This window comes from Coleofasciculus sp. E2-BRE-01, assembly GCF_040221695.1.
Classification (GTDB): Bacteria; Cyanobacteriota; Cyanobacteriia; order Cyanobacteriales; family Coleofasciculaceae; genus Coleofasciculus.
The window spans coordinates 38,227-52,007 of record NZ_JAVKEA010000211.1; the positions used below are offsets into that span (position 1 = coordinate 38,227).

Genomic DNA, 13,781 nt, shown 5'->3' on the forward strand with positions numbered 1-13,781 from the left:
GTGGATTCCTTAGAACATGCACGAGTCACCTGTTTGACTGGTTTGGGGGTGAATTGGACAGCCACACACCATCTGCCATCCTTCCGGTAAAAATGCCAGGTTTTAGCTCCTTGTGCTGGTAATCGGTTGATTCTACGGCGAAAATCTCCAATTTCAGATGACACATACTTGCCAAACTTGTCCTCTAAGCAGTAGGGAACCCGAATCTTAATCGTTTGCCCATCCCACTGGCAGGTCTGATTGCCGAATGACTCGTCTTTAGCTCCTACCACATAAGATTGTCCTTTGGGAATAGTGACCCGAATGGGAGCCGCTTTAAGGTATTTGATTTGCAATTGGTAGTGGTGGAGCTTGCGCTTTTTATGGTGCAATTGAAAGCGTAAATTCTGCCAGTTAGTATCCTTGTACTGAAGAGATACCGAAAGAGGAAACTGACAGCCAGTTTTACTATTCTGCCAGTTTTTTCTACCGTAAAATTTACGGGCATTTTTTAGCTTGCGTGTAGCCTTTTTAATCCACTTCTCGCCGGATTTGACCTTAGCAGCTAGCACCTTAATGTGACGCTTACGGTTGGCTTTCGCCGTATCTACCGCCCCCTGACTGAAGGCTATCACACTATTGGCGTGACGCTTGTTTATCCCATACGCCTGCTGCAAATGCGTATTCCATTGAGATTTGTTGAATTCATCTTTCCAGAGGAGATAATTGGCTGTCTCGCATACTGCTTGATGGAAAATAAATGAATATTCGGACAGGAACATTTCCAGTTGAGTCTTTCCCAACGGGTTTAACTCGTTGGCTGGAGTAGGAAGTCCTTTGCAGTATGTGATAGTAGCCATTGATTCGACCTGGCGGCAATGTATGTTGAACAGATGCGGCTTAAGGACAAGGCTCCTCAGCCTATCCCCTTTGCGGTTCATACGTTGTCACAGTTGCGTCAGCACCTGCATCAAAGCCGTCTAGAGAAACAGGAGCAAGTCCGCTATGGGTTAGCCCAAACTCCAGTGGAAACGTTCAAGGTCCAAGAGGAAGAACGGTTCTGTGACTTCCGCTTGAAAACGGCGCTGGGTAAGAATTTTGCGGGTGTAGGATATTATTAAGCCAAAGTGCTGGCACTCTGGGTAGAGCGATAGGAGAGAGTGTAAGAGGCAGATGGGTGTGCATCTGGAGCATCATTGAGCATGGCTAAGGCGACCTGATGAGCCTTTGTGCGTAGGCGAGCGCCAGAGCCAAACCACGTTGAAAACAGACGAGCTTCGGCGAGTGCTTCTCGCTGATGATCCAGCCATTCAGTAATGCTGTTGTAAGCATCCCAGAGTGTTTGACCTTGGTTACCCCGTCCGCTCTCAAAGTTAGCCACGAGTTGTGACCAGGCTGGGTGTAAGGTTGGTTGTGTTGTACCCAAGACTCGTCCTATGTAGTCGGCGAGTAACTCAGTTGTGAGTTCCTTATGTGCCATGGCTTGGTATTCCTCGACGCTGTACTGGAATTCCTTCTGGGTTAGGTCGAGGATGTTATGGATATGTTCGAGTTGTTCGGTAAGGCTCAAAGAGTGAGGAAAATCCAAATGCGTTTTCCACCTTTGAGGCTACCTGCGGCTTCTAACTGCACGCCGCCTCTCGAGAGGAGGGGGTCAAACCAGCGAAAGGCTTCTTCGTTTTGCAGGGGGGTGTAGTCATGCTTGACGATACCGAGAAACGCCTGATCGCGATCGCGCCGCAGCTTTTTCTTGAGAATAATCTCTGAAGAATTTCCTTCAACCTGATATAAGGGTTCCTCAATGACTCGCCAATTCAATCCGGCTTCAACAATCGCTTGTTCAGTCGTTGGCGGATTTTGCAAGACGGTGTCAAGTTTATGCCAAGCGGCTTGATGGACAAAAAATCCTGACTCAAATTTGTGTGACATGAGCGAACTCTCCTTGGAAGAGATTGTGAATGATTTCTAGCTATTGGTTAGAGTGGCTCTCAACAATTGGTTCTAATTAGAGTTTATAATTCAAGGATATGTTTCCCTGATCCGGCTTGATGTCCCCTTTAAACAATAAGGTAACATCCCATGAACGCCCCACAGATTGAATTTGTTCCCCTGCGCGATGCGGTGAGTACAGAGGCTCTGACGACCCTGGATGTACTGATTAAAATTATTCCTCCCCAACCAGAGGCTAACCTAAAACGACCCGAACTTAATCTGGGTTTAGTGATTGATCGTTCCGGTTCGATGGCAGGGAAGAAAATTGCTTATGCCCGTCAAGCGGCATGTTATGCGGTGCAGCAACTTCTGGGGAGCGATCGCGTGAGTGTGACGATTTATGATGATATCGTCGAAACCTTAATTCCTAGTACCCTCGCCACGGAAAAGAATTACATTACCCGTCAGATCGAACGGATTCACCCCAGAAACATGACTGCCCTCCATGATGGCTGGGTTGAGGGCGGTAAGCAAGTGAGTCAATATTTGAATCATGAGGGGTTGAATCGGGTGATTTTGCTCTCAGATGGACTAGCTAACACAGGGCAAACCAATGCTGACGCGATCGCCTCTGATGTCTATGGACTGGCACAACGGGGTGTGAGTACCACGACAATGGGGGTTGGGGATGATTACAACGAAGACTTGTTGGAGGTGATGGCGAATAGTGGGGATGGGAATTACTATTACATTGATACTCCCGAACAACTGCCAGAGATTTTCCAAACTGAACTGCAGGGCTTAATGGCAACCATGGGGCGGGAAGTGCGGCTAGGGATTGAGCCACAAGCAGATGTGGACGTGGTTGATGTCCTGAATGATTTGGATGTCTCCCTTCAGGGTGAGTTCAAGTTACCCAATTTGGTCAAGGGTAATCCTTTTATGGTTGTGGTGCGGCTCAAGGTGCCACCCATGAGAGCAGCCGACAGTGCCAACCTCTGCAATTTCCGTTTAAGTTGGGATGAACCCGAACAGCAGGAACGACAACGGATACGACAGATGTTTCAACTGCCCGTCGTCGCGGCGGCTGCTTTGGCTGAATATCCCCTGAATCCAGAGGTGCAGCAACAGGTGGTGCTGATGAGTGCAGCACGCGCCAAGAAGGAAGCGGTGCAAAAGGTGGATGAGGGAGACTATGCAACCGCGAGCCAATTGCTACAAACCGCCCGGGAGCAAGTGTTGGCAGCCCCGGCGTCCCCTTTGATGGAACAAGAGGCGATCGCGTTAATGGATTTGGATCGGGATCTTCAGTCACGACGGGTACAACAATTTCGCAAAATGTCTACTTACCAGTCTCATAGAAGTCGCCGCAGTATGAGCCAGTCTACTTATCATGACTATCAAGTGCAGCGGAGTCAACGCTATCGGGGGCAGAATTTACCTGATGATCTGCGGGGTCGAATTGAGGTGATTCAGGGGGATATTACAAAACAACAGGTTGATGCGATTGTTAATGCTACGGATAATTATCTGTCGGGTAGTGCTGGTGTTGATGCGGCAATTCACCGGGCGGCTGGATCTGGGCTAAAGAAAGAATGTGAACAGATCCATCGTTGTGAGACAGGTGAAGCGAAGATTACCCGTGGCTATAATCTGCCAGCTCGATGGGTGATCCATACAGCAGGTCCAGCTTGGCAGGGGGGCCATCAGGGAGAGGATCGGATGCTAGCTCTATGTTATCAGAACTGTCTAACGTTGGCAGAGCAATACTCGATTAAAACCATTGCCTTCCCGGCTATTAGTACAGGGTTTCTGGGCTTTCCAAGTGACTGGGCATCCCGAATTGCTTGCTCGCAAGTCAGAACATTTTTACGGGGACATGCTGCGATTGAGAAGGTGGTTTTTGTTTGCTTCCAGCAGCGGGATTTTGATTGCTATTTAAATAGTGTTTAATCAGATGTTACTCCGGTACAGATTGATAAAAATAAAAGGCGATCGCTAAATACTCTGATTGAGCCACAAGTATCCTTGTTTAAAGCGAAAAGAGCCAGTGAATATCGCTCCACATAATTTGCCCATGTCTTTTATTTAGCTGATTTCAGTTTAGCCTTTGGTTTGACTTCTTTCAAATGAGCAGGAATCCATTTATTTTTCCAATCATCTTGTAGCAAATTTTGAGCATTACTGGGATTGATAAACATTTCTCGACCAATTGGAATGGAGTAATGATTTTTAGCATATTCACTCTTAGTCCCAATACTTTTTTTGTAATGCTTCCACATCTGCTCACGTAAACTGTTGTGCAACTGTGCCCACTCATCCTCAGTTTGATCAGGGAATAACCGTGTTAACTCATCCTGAATAAAAGATTCTGGATAGAGCACATCAAACATATGCAATCCACCTTTACCTCCTCCTGCACCTTGACCAAACACTCGTGCCGCAAAGTTCTCAGTAGTGTGTCCTGCTGTTGTATGTCCATAGACTGTACTTTGAGACCCAAGTTCTTCAGCCAACGCCGCCGCAAAGGAATCCTCTCCACTGCGCTCACCCTGCGTGTGTTCAGTCCACTCTTCATAGGAGGCTGCATCCTTGCCTTTTTTCTTATCGCCTTTTTGTTTAATTTTTGCGGCAATTCGAGCGCGATCTGCACCTGTATTACAGGCATACAACTGTACGTTTACATCATCAACTAAGGCATCTTTTAAACCACTGACAAATGTTTTCACATTCTCGGATTTTAGTTCAAATTTATTAGACTCATGCAATCCCAGACCAAAGGGTTCACCATGAGCAAATAGAGCTAGATTTTTAATTCTCGTAAATTGGGGAGGTGTTGTCGTGTCATTGTCTTCGGGATGAGACTGTTTATATTTATCGACAAGTCCGAGATGGATACGCTGTAGTGTTACCGTAATCTCACTCAACTCCTTAATCGGGATGGCTACGCCAATGTCAACGGAATAGCAGCAGCGTTGTAACCAAAACGTTCTGCCCCAGACTTTTGTTCTTCAATTGATCGGGTATCCTGATGCTTTGGCTGTGCTATGAAAGGCAAACCAAAGGGGCGGGTTTGCCTGAGACTGGTTTTAGGTAACTCCGCCGATCTTGCCGGGATGCCCTTACCAAACCCACGAGTTTTGGAAGGATTAGCTGCTGGAGTAAAAGTGGACTCCAAAGAAGCTTTTTTTGAGATGTGCCGCCGGGTACTCATGACCACCTCTGTTTTTGATGAAGTCGGAAGCACTCTCACTATAGACGCAACGTGAGTGTTCACACCTAGACCTATCAAAAAACTTTACACTTAAGAAGTCATCAAAAAGTAAGTTCTGAAAACTTGAGGAAAATCCAGGGGTAAGCAAATCGGCACTTAATGCGGTGTAGTTACTAGACCGACATTCTAACCCGCTTTACCAGGTTTTTGTTGCATGATAAACGCCTTGGTCATCCTGAGTAATGATTCCTTTTTGCAGCAAAGCCTCCACATTAAACTTAACCGTAGGAGAATCGGGTTTCAATTTTCGTGACCAATAGGGGGCAGTCTGTCGCACTTTCCTTAACAAAGCCAGCCAACTCATGGGAGAGTCTTGCAAAAGTATTAAAATGAGTTCCTGTAACTTCTTGGATTGTCTGAATATTCTTTTCTTTTTTGTCTTCTTCGTCTTGGGTTCATTCATCTTTACTTCCCTCCAGCCATTAGATTTAACTATTCCCGGCGACTGCCTTAAAAACACGAAGATTCAAACTCTACATAATGATGACATCTCAACAATCCTACCAACCTTGGCATCTAAAATACCGCCCTCAAAACCTATCTGAGCTAGTTGGTCAACCCCTAATTGTCAGAACCCTAACCAACGAACTCAAAACGGGAAACCTACCCAACGTCTTCCTATTCGATGGTCCACGAGGAACAGGGAAAACCTCCACCGCCCGAATTCTCGCCAAATCTCTTAACTGCCTATCATCGAGCCAACCAACCCTCACCCCCTGTGGCATCTGTTTGAGCTGCCGCAGCATCTGTTCAGGCAGTAACTTGGATGTCCGAGAACTGGATGCCGCCAGTAACAACGGTGTCGATGATATCAGGGAACTGATTAATTACAGCAAACTGTCAACAACCAATCGCTACCGTATCATCTATCTAGATGAGTGCCAAATGTTGAGCCGCTCTGCCCAAAATGCGGCTCTCAAGCTATTTGAAGACCGACTTCCTAATACTATTTTCATTCTGGCAACAACTGAATCTGAAAAACTCTTAGATACTATTATCAGTCGCTGTCAACATTTCCAATTCAGCCGTCTCTCTACCCAAGATATCATAGAACGATTAAGCCAAATAACTCTAAATGAGAAAATCTCGGCTAACCCTGAAGCTCTCCGGCTAATTGCTCAGCATTCTCAAGGAGGTATGAGAGATTCGGTACAACTGTTAGAGCAATTGGCTATGAGTACGAATGGTAAGATTGAACCTCACCATGTCCGGGACGTCATTGGCAGTATTCCGACTGATTCCTTAGTAGACCTTTGTGTTTCTATTTTCCAGGATACACCCCAAAGACTTCATAATCTGATGGCGCTGTCTAACCAACTCAACGATGAGGGAGTAGAACCCGTTCACTTAGTCAGAGAACTCCTCGCCATTCACCGAGACTTGCTGGTGTTTCAACTTTCCCAAGACACTAATTCTCTCACACAAGGTAAAGTTCCCTTCGCCAGCCTGATTGACCTGTCCTCCATCGAATCTCTATCCCAGCTTGTCTCTATCCCAGAAATACACCATCGGCTCCTAATCCTAGAAGCCGCAGCGTTAAGCGTTCAACAATCCTCTAACCCTTTAATCGGGCTGGAAATTTGCCTGCTGCAACTTGCCTATCTTTCTTTAGGAAAGGAATGACACTTGCAGTAAAAGAGATGGGGAAGTGAGTTCAAAATTCCCCACCTTCCTTAAGCTAAAACGCATTTCAATTGTGTATTCCCTGTTGCCTGTTGCCTTCCTTGGGATTGAGGCATCCCAATCTAAATGCCGTCTTACTAGTCTCTATGAAAGCTTTCACTCTCACAGGAAATGATACCCATCGAATCACGCATTTTATCCAAGAACAGAAGCATAATTTAGATCCAAAGTGGGCGATTTTCAATGTTCAACACTTCTCCTTTGAGCAACTAGAAGATGCCCTAATTTACGCCCAAACTCTGCCTTTATACGGTCAAGAAAAACTTCTAGTTATTCGAGGTAAAATCACAGCCAATCATTTTGAATTGCTCAACAAACTGCTGTCTCTAAATACACCCTCAACTGTCGTTCTAATTACTCCAATCGACACCCGTACTCGCATCGGCAAACTCATCAAACGTGCAACAACTGTCAAACAATTTAATTGTACGCCTTCCTGGAAAATCAATGAACTGGCGACTAACGTTCAGCAAGAATCACGCACTCTGGGAGTCAACCTACCTCTAGCCGTTGCTACCTACATTGCCAGCGCTACAGGTTCTAACAGCGCTCGCACGACTCATGAACTGGAAAAATTAGCCACCTGTCGCGGTGAGGAAACTCTAACCTTTGGTGAAATCAAACAGCTAATCCCTAACCTCAACCATTCAATCCTAGAACTTGCCAACGCTCTCAAACACAAAAATGCTCTGCAAGTGAACCAACTAAGCCAACAGTTACTTTCGGTTGGAGAACCTCCCCTCAAAATTACAGCCACACTGCTAACCCTCATTCGGACTTGGTTAAAACTTAAAGCGGCATTAAAGGCTGGAATCCGCAGCGACAAAGAGTTAACAACTGCTACAGGTATTTCTAACCCTAACCGCTTGTACTTCCTCAAGCAGGACATTCAAGGACTCTCAACCTCATGGCTGATCAAAAGTGCGATCGCGCTATTTAATCTCGAAGGTGAAATCAAACAAGGACTACCCTCGGATTATTTTACCACCCGTCTACTGACTCTGCTTACCTATTAGAAAAACAATGAAACTAACTTGCTCCTCTGTTGACCTACAAACTCACCTTTCTCTCTCCTGTCGTGCGGTTCCATCTCGACCCTCTCACCCCATTTTAGGTAATATACTCCTATCTGCTTGCTCAGACACGCAACAGATACACTTAACAGCGTTTAACCTCAGCTTGGGAATCAAAACCCGTTTCTTGGCTCACATTGAAACGGGAGGTCAGGTTACTATCCCAGCTAAACTTTTCCAGGATATCGTGTCCCATCTGCCCGAGGGAGACATTACGGTTTCGGTACAACCTGAAGCCCAGGAAACAGAAGACGCTGACCCCAGTTGGATGATTACCCTAACCCACGCCAGCGGACGATACCAATTCAAAGGCACAAACCCGGAAGACTTTCCCCAACTGCCTGCTATTAATGGGGGACATTCCCTTCAAATTCCTACGTCATCGTTAAGCGAGGGAGTCCAAAGTTCGTTGGTTGCCACTAGCACGGACGAAGCCAAACAGGTTCTGTGTGGCGTTCACCTTACCGTACAACCCGATTCTCTGGAATTTGCGGCAACTGATGGTCATCGACTTGCGGTAGCGCAGACGGCGACTCAGGTGACGGAGACGGAAACTACTGATGAGGCACAAGCGGAACCAACCCAACTGACGATTCCCACCAAAACCCTCACTGAGTTAGACCGGATACTCTCCACCTCCAAGCCAGAAAATCCAATTGCCCTCCATTACTGCCAAGGTCAAGTTATCTTTGATGCTCAATCAGCCTATCTGACTAGCCGTACTTTAGAAGGGCAATATCCAGAATACCGCGCCTTGATTCCTAAAAAATTCAAAAATCACATTACGGTCGAAAAACGTCAGCTACTAAAAGCTCTGGAACGGATTGCCATATTAGCTGATCCTAAGAACAAAGTGATCCGATTGACCCTTGACAAAAAGAACCAAGACGTTCTCCTGACAACCGCCACAGAAAATGGCACAGGTCAGGAAGTGATTCCCGCACAAATTTCCGGGAAAGACCTAGAAATTGCCTTCAACAGTCAGTATCTCATTGAGGGTCTAAAAGTTACCAAAACTTCTGATATCCGACTGCAAATTAATGAGACCCATTCCCCGGCTATTCTTACCCCATTAGGGGGACAAAATCTCACGTATTTATTAATGCCTGTGCAGATCACGGGTTGAAAAATTAAGACTTTTTCCCCCACCCTACAGCTAGTCTGCCGTTTAGCTTTCTGAGCCGCCCTTTCAGAGGAGGCAGAGGGGTTCTGGAACCTCATCCCTAATCCGATGAAGTAACCCTTCTGCTTTGTTCTGGCTGGTTGCGGCTGTGTCAGCTAGATGCATTGGGGTTTTTCCTAGAAAGTCTTTGCTCGCTATCGCTCGTATGGAAGCGATTACACTCTCACGGTATAAATTATGAGCGAAAATGTTCTCAAACTTCCCGTATACGACTTATACCAACAAGACTATCTGCCAACTGAAGTTGTGTACTATAATACCCTACTCCAGTATTTATATCCCGATGCTAAATTCGCCATCGGCGACGTGTCAGGATTTATTGAAAAAGAGGATAGTCCCGGCGCGATCGCGAGTCTGGAGAAGGGGTGGGAAACCTTCAAACTTTCTGGTGCAACGAACTCCCGCCGCTTGGGTCGGGCGATATTTGCTCAATCTGAAGAGGACTCAACTCCCGACCATTTTCTACGCTTACTGGGAAGCAATCGGGCGGCGGCTAATTATGGCAGTAATTTGACGACGGAATGTCAGCTGATTACTACCCTAACGCTGAGAATCCGTATCGTCGAGGATGGTAAATTCAGAACAGGGGATTGCCACGCCAAGGCATCGGCACTCCTGTTTAAGACTCTGGGACTGCAAGCCTATGTGCCGTTCCAATTCCGTGCTGTAGACCCCGACAAATGTTGGCTCACTAAAGGTACTATTGCCTACCTGCCTTCTTTAGACAGTGACCCGAATGGGGTATCCTTGGTTATCCCTCGCTCCTGCTTCAAGGGTAATAACCCTGGACGCAATGGCATCAGAGCGCCCAAAGCCCTGGTCTTTGGCGTGGTTCAACTGGCTCCCCGGAATCCGGGCAAACGCTGGGGAAGCGCTAACAGCAGCTATTCTTGTATCCAGTTCTTACCGTGGGACGCCGTTAAGCGTGATATTGTACCCGACACGCTCAAAGCTGTGCGGGAACTCAATGAATTAAGTAGCGATCGCACGCATCTGTTAGAATTCTTAACGGCTAAAGTCTCCGGCACTTCCACGCCCGAACTGCTACAAATTCTCCACCATGACACTCATAGTATCCTGACCACCCACCCGCGAGTCGTCAAGCACACCCTGGAATTGATGCGCGAGTACCTCGTGGGACTGGCAACGGGGGGAAGCCTTAAGTTTAACACCAGCATGACTATGCCCGACGAGCAACTCGAAGACGGGGAAGTCTGTATTCCTGGCATTCCTGATGGCACAGAGATAGTGGGCTTCCGCTATCCCATGCGCTGGCGGTATGATTGGAAAGTCTGGGTCAACCGCGCCCTTGACCGCTGGCAGAACTTTGATGGGATTATTGCCGCATCAGAGAAAACGTGGCGTGAAATTGGGGGTGACTGTGATGGAGACTTGGTCTGTTGGAAACCAGCCCAAAGGCTTCCCAACGTGGCGGCTGCGATTAAGACCTTTGCTCAAGCACCACAACTGACCAAAGACAAGGAAATCCTGGATGGCAGTTTAGCGGAGATTACTGTTCGGGCAATGAGCAACAATGTGGGACTCATCTCCTACCTGATTGCCAAAGCCAATGCCATAGGTCGCTCCGATATTGTAGAGGAATTAGCTCAACAACTGCAAATTGAGGTCGATAGCCTCAAACACGCCGCCAAAGCTGACCCAACTGTGATCTCAAACGCCCAAAAAGCGATGGGATACAACCGCGTCCCCTGGCTGTCACACTACAGGAACCGCGATGTCTATGTGAAGACGCCGCTACCGGTCAACGAAGGGGCTACAGATACCATCTCTCAACTTGTAGGCGAGGTCAACCAACTGTTCATCCCGCCTCAGTTCCGGATGGCGAACTTGCGAACTTTCATCAACTTGTTTCCTGACAAAGTGCCTAACTCCTGGCTTGTAGCGGCACAACGACGGGTCGAAGAGTTCGCCCAGGATGTGCAAAGGGCTGTTGCTCCTGCTACACCTTACAAAGAACGTAATCAAAGAGTCCCACGCACGGTACAGGACAAAATTGATGAGAATCTTAAGGGAGTAACTGATAAATACAGAAGCCTGTTGGATAACTGTAAAACACAGCAACAACGTCGCCAGGTTATTGCTGCCTTATGGCAAGTCCAGCACCGTAATAATACCACGAAACGTTCCACCGCTCTCGTCTTCTTGGTTGGACTGCCCTTTATCCTCGATGTCCTAGACAACCCACCCATTCACACCTTCAAGCTGATTGGACTCAAGGGTTCTGACTATCCCGACACGTTATTCAAGGGGGAAACACTCCAAGTTAAGGTGGATTCGGATTCGCGCTTTGGCAACTATTTGGTTGCCCGGGATACATCGGGTAAGGTTCTGGGAACGTTCACGGAGATTGATGGGATACCCGTTAATCTCGGTCAAGAATTCCGGCTGAAACTCTACACCCGATTCTCTAAAGCTAATAAACCGACTCGAATTGATGCTTTTGTCGTCGGGAAGTCTGCGGCTTAATTACCCAATAGCCTCCATAACTGGAGGCTGATTTTTTTTACGATTAAATTTAGCATGACTCAATTCTACCAGTATAAACTGAATCTTTTTCCTGAAGCTTCACGGCAAGATAATATAATCGGTCTAGAGAACCAACGATTGAATCAGGCAATAGGTCTTTTTCAACAATCCCCCCGATTTGGATTTGACCTAGAAACTTTTTCTCGGGCATCCACTCCAGCAATTGCACCGGAAACGGGAGAGATTCGCTTAATTCAGATAGCTATAGAACAACCGGCTGTCCAAGTAATAGTAATAGATTTGGGGTGGACGGCAAAAGAACGCTCACGTATTCATCAGAAATTAGAGTCTCTGGGGTTCTGGACAACGCTTCAAGAACGATTAGCGAATCCCCAGGTTGAAGTGGTTGGACATTCCCTAGATTTTGAGCAGCGATGGATGCTGGCTAAGTATAATTTCCCCATCCGTAACCTCCGAGATACTAAACTTATGTCTCAAGTTTACTGGGCTGGACTAGACCCTTGGTTGTTAAAACAGCACGGGAAACCCCACAGCTTAGAAAGTGTTTGTTTGCGACTGGGAATCTCTATCGATAAATCCCGACAAACCTCTGACTGGGGTTGGGGAGATTTAGGCAATGGGCAATTGAGTAATAATCAATTCAATTATGCCGCCAATGATGCTTCTATTACGCTTAAGGTACATGATTTATTAGAGCCTCGGCTCAAAGAAATTAGGGTTTGGACTAGCTACTTAATTGAGTGTGCCGCGTCACCGGCTTTTGCTCAAATGTCTCACTACGGAATGCCTGTGGATGAAGGGGTGTTGGCTGATGTCACTGTTGCTTACGAGGCGGCTTATCAATCGTTGGTGGAGCAACTGGGTGGAACGTTTTCTGAGTGTCTTCCTCATCTTTATTCACCGAAGAAGTTAATTGCTCTTATCAATAGAAGGTTTCGGGTTACGCTCAAATCAGCCAATGTTGATGATTTAAGTAAGTTATGGGGGATTGCCGAAGTACGTTTAATTAGCGTTATCAAGACAACTAAAACCTATGTTGATTATCTACATTCTATTCAGGCTCAAGTAAGAAATGGCTTTGTTAGAGGAAAGTATACCCAAATCAATCGCAAGGGATTTGGTCGCAGTAGCTGTTCTGAACCGAATTTACAGAATCCTCCTTCACCGACTACATTTCCTCCTGAGTTAACGCCCTACAATTTGCCACCTATTCGCTCGGTATTCCGCACTCCTTCAGGATGTATTGGTGTTTGGTGTGATGCGTCTAAGCTTCATGCTAGAGTGGCAACTCAAGCGTCACTTGACCCGGAGTTAATTGCCCGATTTAATAGCCCTAACGGGGATATTTTTTGCACAATTGCTGAGAAATTATCCCAGGTGGAGGGTATGGGGTCGGATTGGACAGAAGAGAATATTAGGCGATGGACGCTAGATAAACACCACGCCAATTATGGACAGGCTTCTCGTTTACGAGCTATGTCTAAGTCCGTTCACTATGGGTCGCAGAATCTGCAAGGATGGCGCACGTTGCAAAAGACAATCCGGACTAAATCTGGAATTGTTTTATCGGATGAGAGTGCGAAAAATTCGATTAAAGCTTGGAGGCAAACTTATAAGGTTTTGGCTTCTTTTCAGCAATCTATTGTTGAAAAAGCGAATCATGAGCTGCCATCGGTGTTAGGAATTAATCCAATACAATCGCGCAGTAAATTCGGTTTGGGCTATGTCCGTTGTCTAACGGGTCGCGGTGTGTTTCTTCCTAAATGGCGGCAAAACGTTGAAGATGGTAGGGAGCAAAAGATAGAGGGCAAACGGAAAAAGTTTAATGGTCTATATTCTACGTTGGTTTCAGTGAAAAGTCCAGATGCTAATGCGGCTTACTGGACAATGTGTGAAGCTGATATTATTAAAACTTTTTTGGCGTACTGTGTAGCGGCTTTTGATGCTCATCCTGAATGGGAAGCTTGGGTGGGGAATTGCTGTCATGATGAAGCGGACATTTTTGGTAAAGAAGAATTTGGTGTTGAAATAGCTAGTGCTGTGCAAATGGCGATGGAACGGGCGATGGGAATAGTCATTCAGGATATTCCGGTTTCTGAGGATGAATGTCCAGAACGTCTCTTAGGAAACTGTTGGACTGACAAATAGA

At 46.5% G+C, this 13,781-nt stretch carries 12 protein-coding genes and 1 pseudogene; 8 read left to right on the forward strand and 5 right to left on the reverse strand.

Going from position 1 to position 13,781, the window contains the following annotated elements; genetic code table 11:
* Positions 1 to 20: 20 nt before the first annotated feature.
* A pseudogene (locus tag RIG66_RS28270) lies at positions 21 to 839 on the reverse strand (hypothetical protein); the annotation flags it as partial.
* Between the two features lie 18 nt (positions 840 to 857).
* On the opposite strand from RIG66_RS28270, the gene RIG66_RS28275 reads away from it, so the two are divergent.
* On the forward strand, positions 858 to 1,100 hold the full coding sequence (locus RIG66_RS28275) for a hypothetical protein (RefSeq protein ID WP_446382572.1): 243 nt from the start codon (positions 858 to 860) through the stop codon (positions 1,098 to 1,100).
* Here RIG66_RS28275 and RIG66_RS28280 read toward each other — a convergent pair.
* Together RIG66_RS28280 and RIG66_RS28285 are read right to left on the reverse strand one after the other, a co-directional pair.
* Entirely contained in the window at positions 1,097 to 1,549 is a 453-nt protein-coding gene (locus RIG66_RS28280) for a DUF932 domain-containing protein (protein WP_446382574.1), read from the reverse strand. The two genes, RIG66_RS28275 and RIG66_RS28280, sit on opposite strands and share 4 nt — an antisense overlap.
* A complete protein-coding gene (locus tag RIG66_RS28285) occupies positions 1,546 to 1,908 on the reverse strand; it encodes a DUF932 domain-containing protein (protein ID WP_446382576.1) in 363 nt (120 codons plus the stop codon). The genes RIG66_RS28280 and RIG66_RS28285 overlap by 4 nt, the downstream gene beginning before the upstream one ends.
* A 150-nt stretch (positions 1,909 to 2,058) precedes the next feature.
* Between RIG66_RS28285 and RIG66_RS28290 the strand changes: the two genes are divergently transcribed.
* Entirely contained in the window at positions 2,059 to 3,864 is a 1,806-nt protein-coding gene (locus RIG66_RS28290; RefSeq protein WP_446382578.1) for a macro domain-containing protein, read from the forward strand.
* Positions 3,865 to 3,995: 131 nt separating this feature from the next.
* Here the strand turns inward: RIG66_RS28290 and RIG66_RS28295 are convergent, their stop codons facing one another.
* Complete coding sequence (locus RIG66_RS28295; RefSeq protein WP_446382580.1) at positions 3,996 to 4,838, reverse strand: hypothetical protein; 843 nt, start codon at positions 4,836 to 4,838, stop codon at positions 3,996 to 3,998.
* A 120-nt stretch (positions 4,839 to 4,958) separates the two neighbouring features.
* On the opposite strand from RIG66_RS28295, the gene RIG66_RS28300 reads away from it, so the two are divergent.
* The gene (locus tag RIG66_RS28300) at positions 4,959 to 5,180 is read left to right on the forward strand and encodes a hypothetical protein (RefSeq protein ID WP_446382582.1); all 222 of its coding nucleotides are present in this window, start codon (positions 4,959 to 4,961) and stop codon (positions 5,178 to 5,180) included.
* Between the two features lie 141 nt (positions 5,181 to 5,321).
* Here RIG66_RS28300 and RIG66_RS28305 read toward each other — a convergent pair whose 3' ends face one another.
* Positions 5,322 to 5,588, reverse strand: coding sequence for a hypothetical protein (locus RIG66_RS28305; RefSeq protein ID WP_446382584.1), 267 nt, complete (start codon positions 5,586 to 5,588; stop codon positions 5,322 to 5,324).
* A 77-nt stretch (positions 5,589 to 5,665) separates the two neighbouring features.
* Here RIG66_RS28305 and dnaX point away from each other — a divergent pair, with 77 nt between their 5' ends.
* The 5 genes from dnaX (at position 5,666) to RIG66_RS28330 (ending at position 13,780) form a co-directional block, all read left to right on the forward strand.
* On the forward strand, positions 5,666 to 6,808 hold the full coding sequence (gene dnaX / locus RIG66_RS28310; RefSeq protein WP_446382586.1) for a DNA polymerase III subunit gamma/tau: 1,143 nt from the start codon (positions 5,666 to 5,668) through the stop codon (positions 6,806 to 6,808).
* 146 nt (positions 6,809 to 6,954) lie between these two features.
* Positions 6,955 to 7,884, forward strand: a complete 930-nt coding sequence (gene holA, locus RIG66_RS28315) for a DNA polymerase III subunit delta (protein ID WP_446382588.1) — start codon at positions 6,955 to 6,957, stop codon at positions 7,882 to 7,884.
* 7 nt (positions 7,885 to 7,891) lie between these two features.
* Positions 7,892 to 9,067 carry a DNA polymerase III subunit beta gene (gene dnaN / locus RIG66_RS28320; RefSeq protein WP_446382590.1) on the forward strand — a complete coding sequence of 392 codons (1,176 nt, stop codon included), beginning with the start codon at positions 7,892 to 7,894 and terminating at the stop codon, positions 9,065 to 9,067.
* A gap of 234 nt (positions 9,068 to 9,301) precedes the next feature.
* On the forward strand, positions 9,302 to 11,611 hold the full coding sequence (locus tag RIG66_RS28325) for a hypothetical protein (protein ID WP_446382592.1): 2,310 nt from the start codon (positions 9,302 to 9,304) through the stop codon (positions 11,609 to 11,611).
* Between the two features lie 54 nt (positions 11,612 to 11,665).
* Positions 11,666 to 13,780, forward strand: a complete 2,115-nt coding sequence (locus RIG66_RS28330) for a DNA polymerase (RefSeq protein ID WP_446382594.1) — start codon at positions 11,666 to 11,668, stop codon at positions 13,778 to 13,780.
* Position 13,781: the final 1 nt, after the last annotated feature.

Coding starts and splice junctions, on each gene's coding strand:
- dnaN (WP_446382590.1), top strand. CDS start 7,892: ATGAAACTAACTTGCTCCTCTGTTGACCTACAAACTCACCTTTCTCTC.
- dnaX (WP_446382586.1), top strand. CDS start 5,666: ATGATGACATCTCAACAATCCTACCAACCTTGGCATCTAAAATACCGC.
- RIG66_RS28285 (WP_446382576.1), bottom strand. CDS start 1,908: ATGTCACACAAATTTGAGTCAGGATTTTTTGTCCATCAAGCCGCTTGG.
- RIG66_RS28290 (WP_446382578.1), top strand. CDS start 2,059: ATGAACGCCCCACAGATTGAATTTGTTCCCCTGCGCGATGCGGTGAGT.
- RIG66_RS28325 (WP_446382592.1), top strand. CDS start 9,302: ATGAGCGAAAATGTTCTCAAACTTCCCGTATACGACTTATACCAACAA.
- RIG66_RS28305 (WP_446382584.1), bottom strand. CDS start 5,588: ATGAATGAACCCAAGACGAAGAAGACAAAAAAGAAAAGAATATTCAGA.
- RIG66_RS28300 (WP_446382582.1), top strand. CDS start 4,959: ATGAAAGGCAAACCAAAGGGGCGGGTTTGCCTGAGACTGGTTTTAGGT.
- RIG66_RS28330 (WP_446382594.1), top strand. CDS start 11,666: ATGACTCAATTCTACCAGTATAAACTGAATCTTTTTCCTGAAGCTTCA.
- RIG66_RS28275 (WP_446382572.1), top strand. CDS start 858: ATGTATGTTGAACAGATGCGGCTTAAGGACAAGGCTCCTCAGCCTATC.
- holA (WP_446382588.1), top strand. CDS start 6,955: ATGAAAGCTTTCACTCTCACAGGAAATGATACCCATCGAATCACGCAT.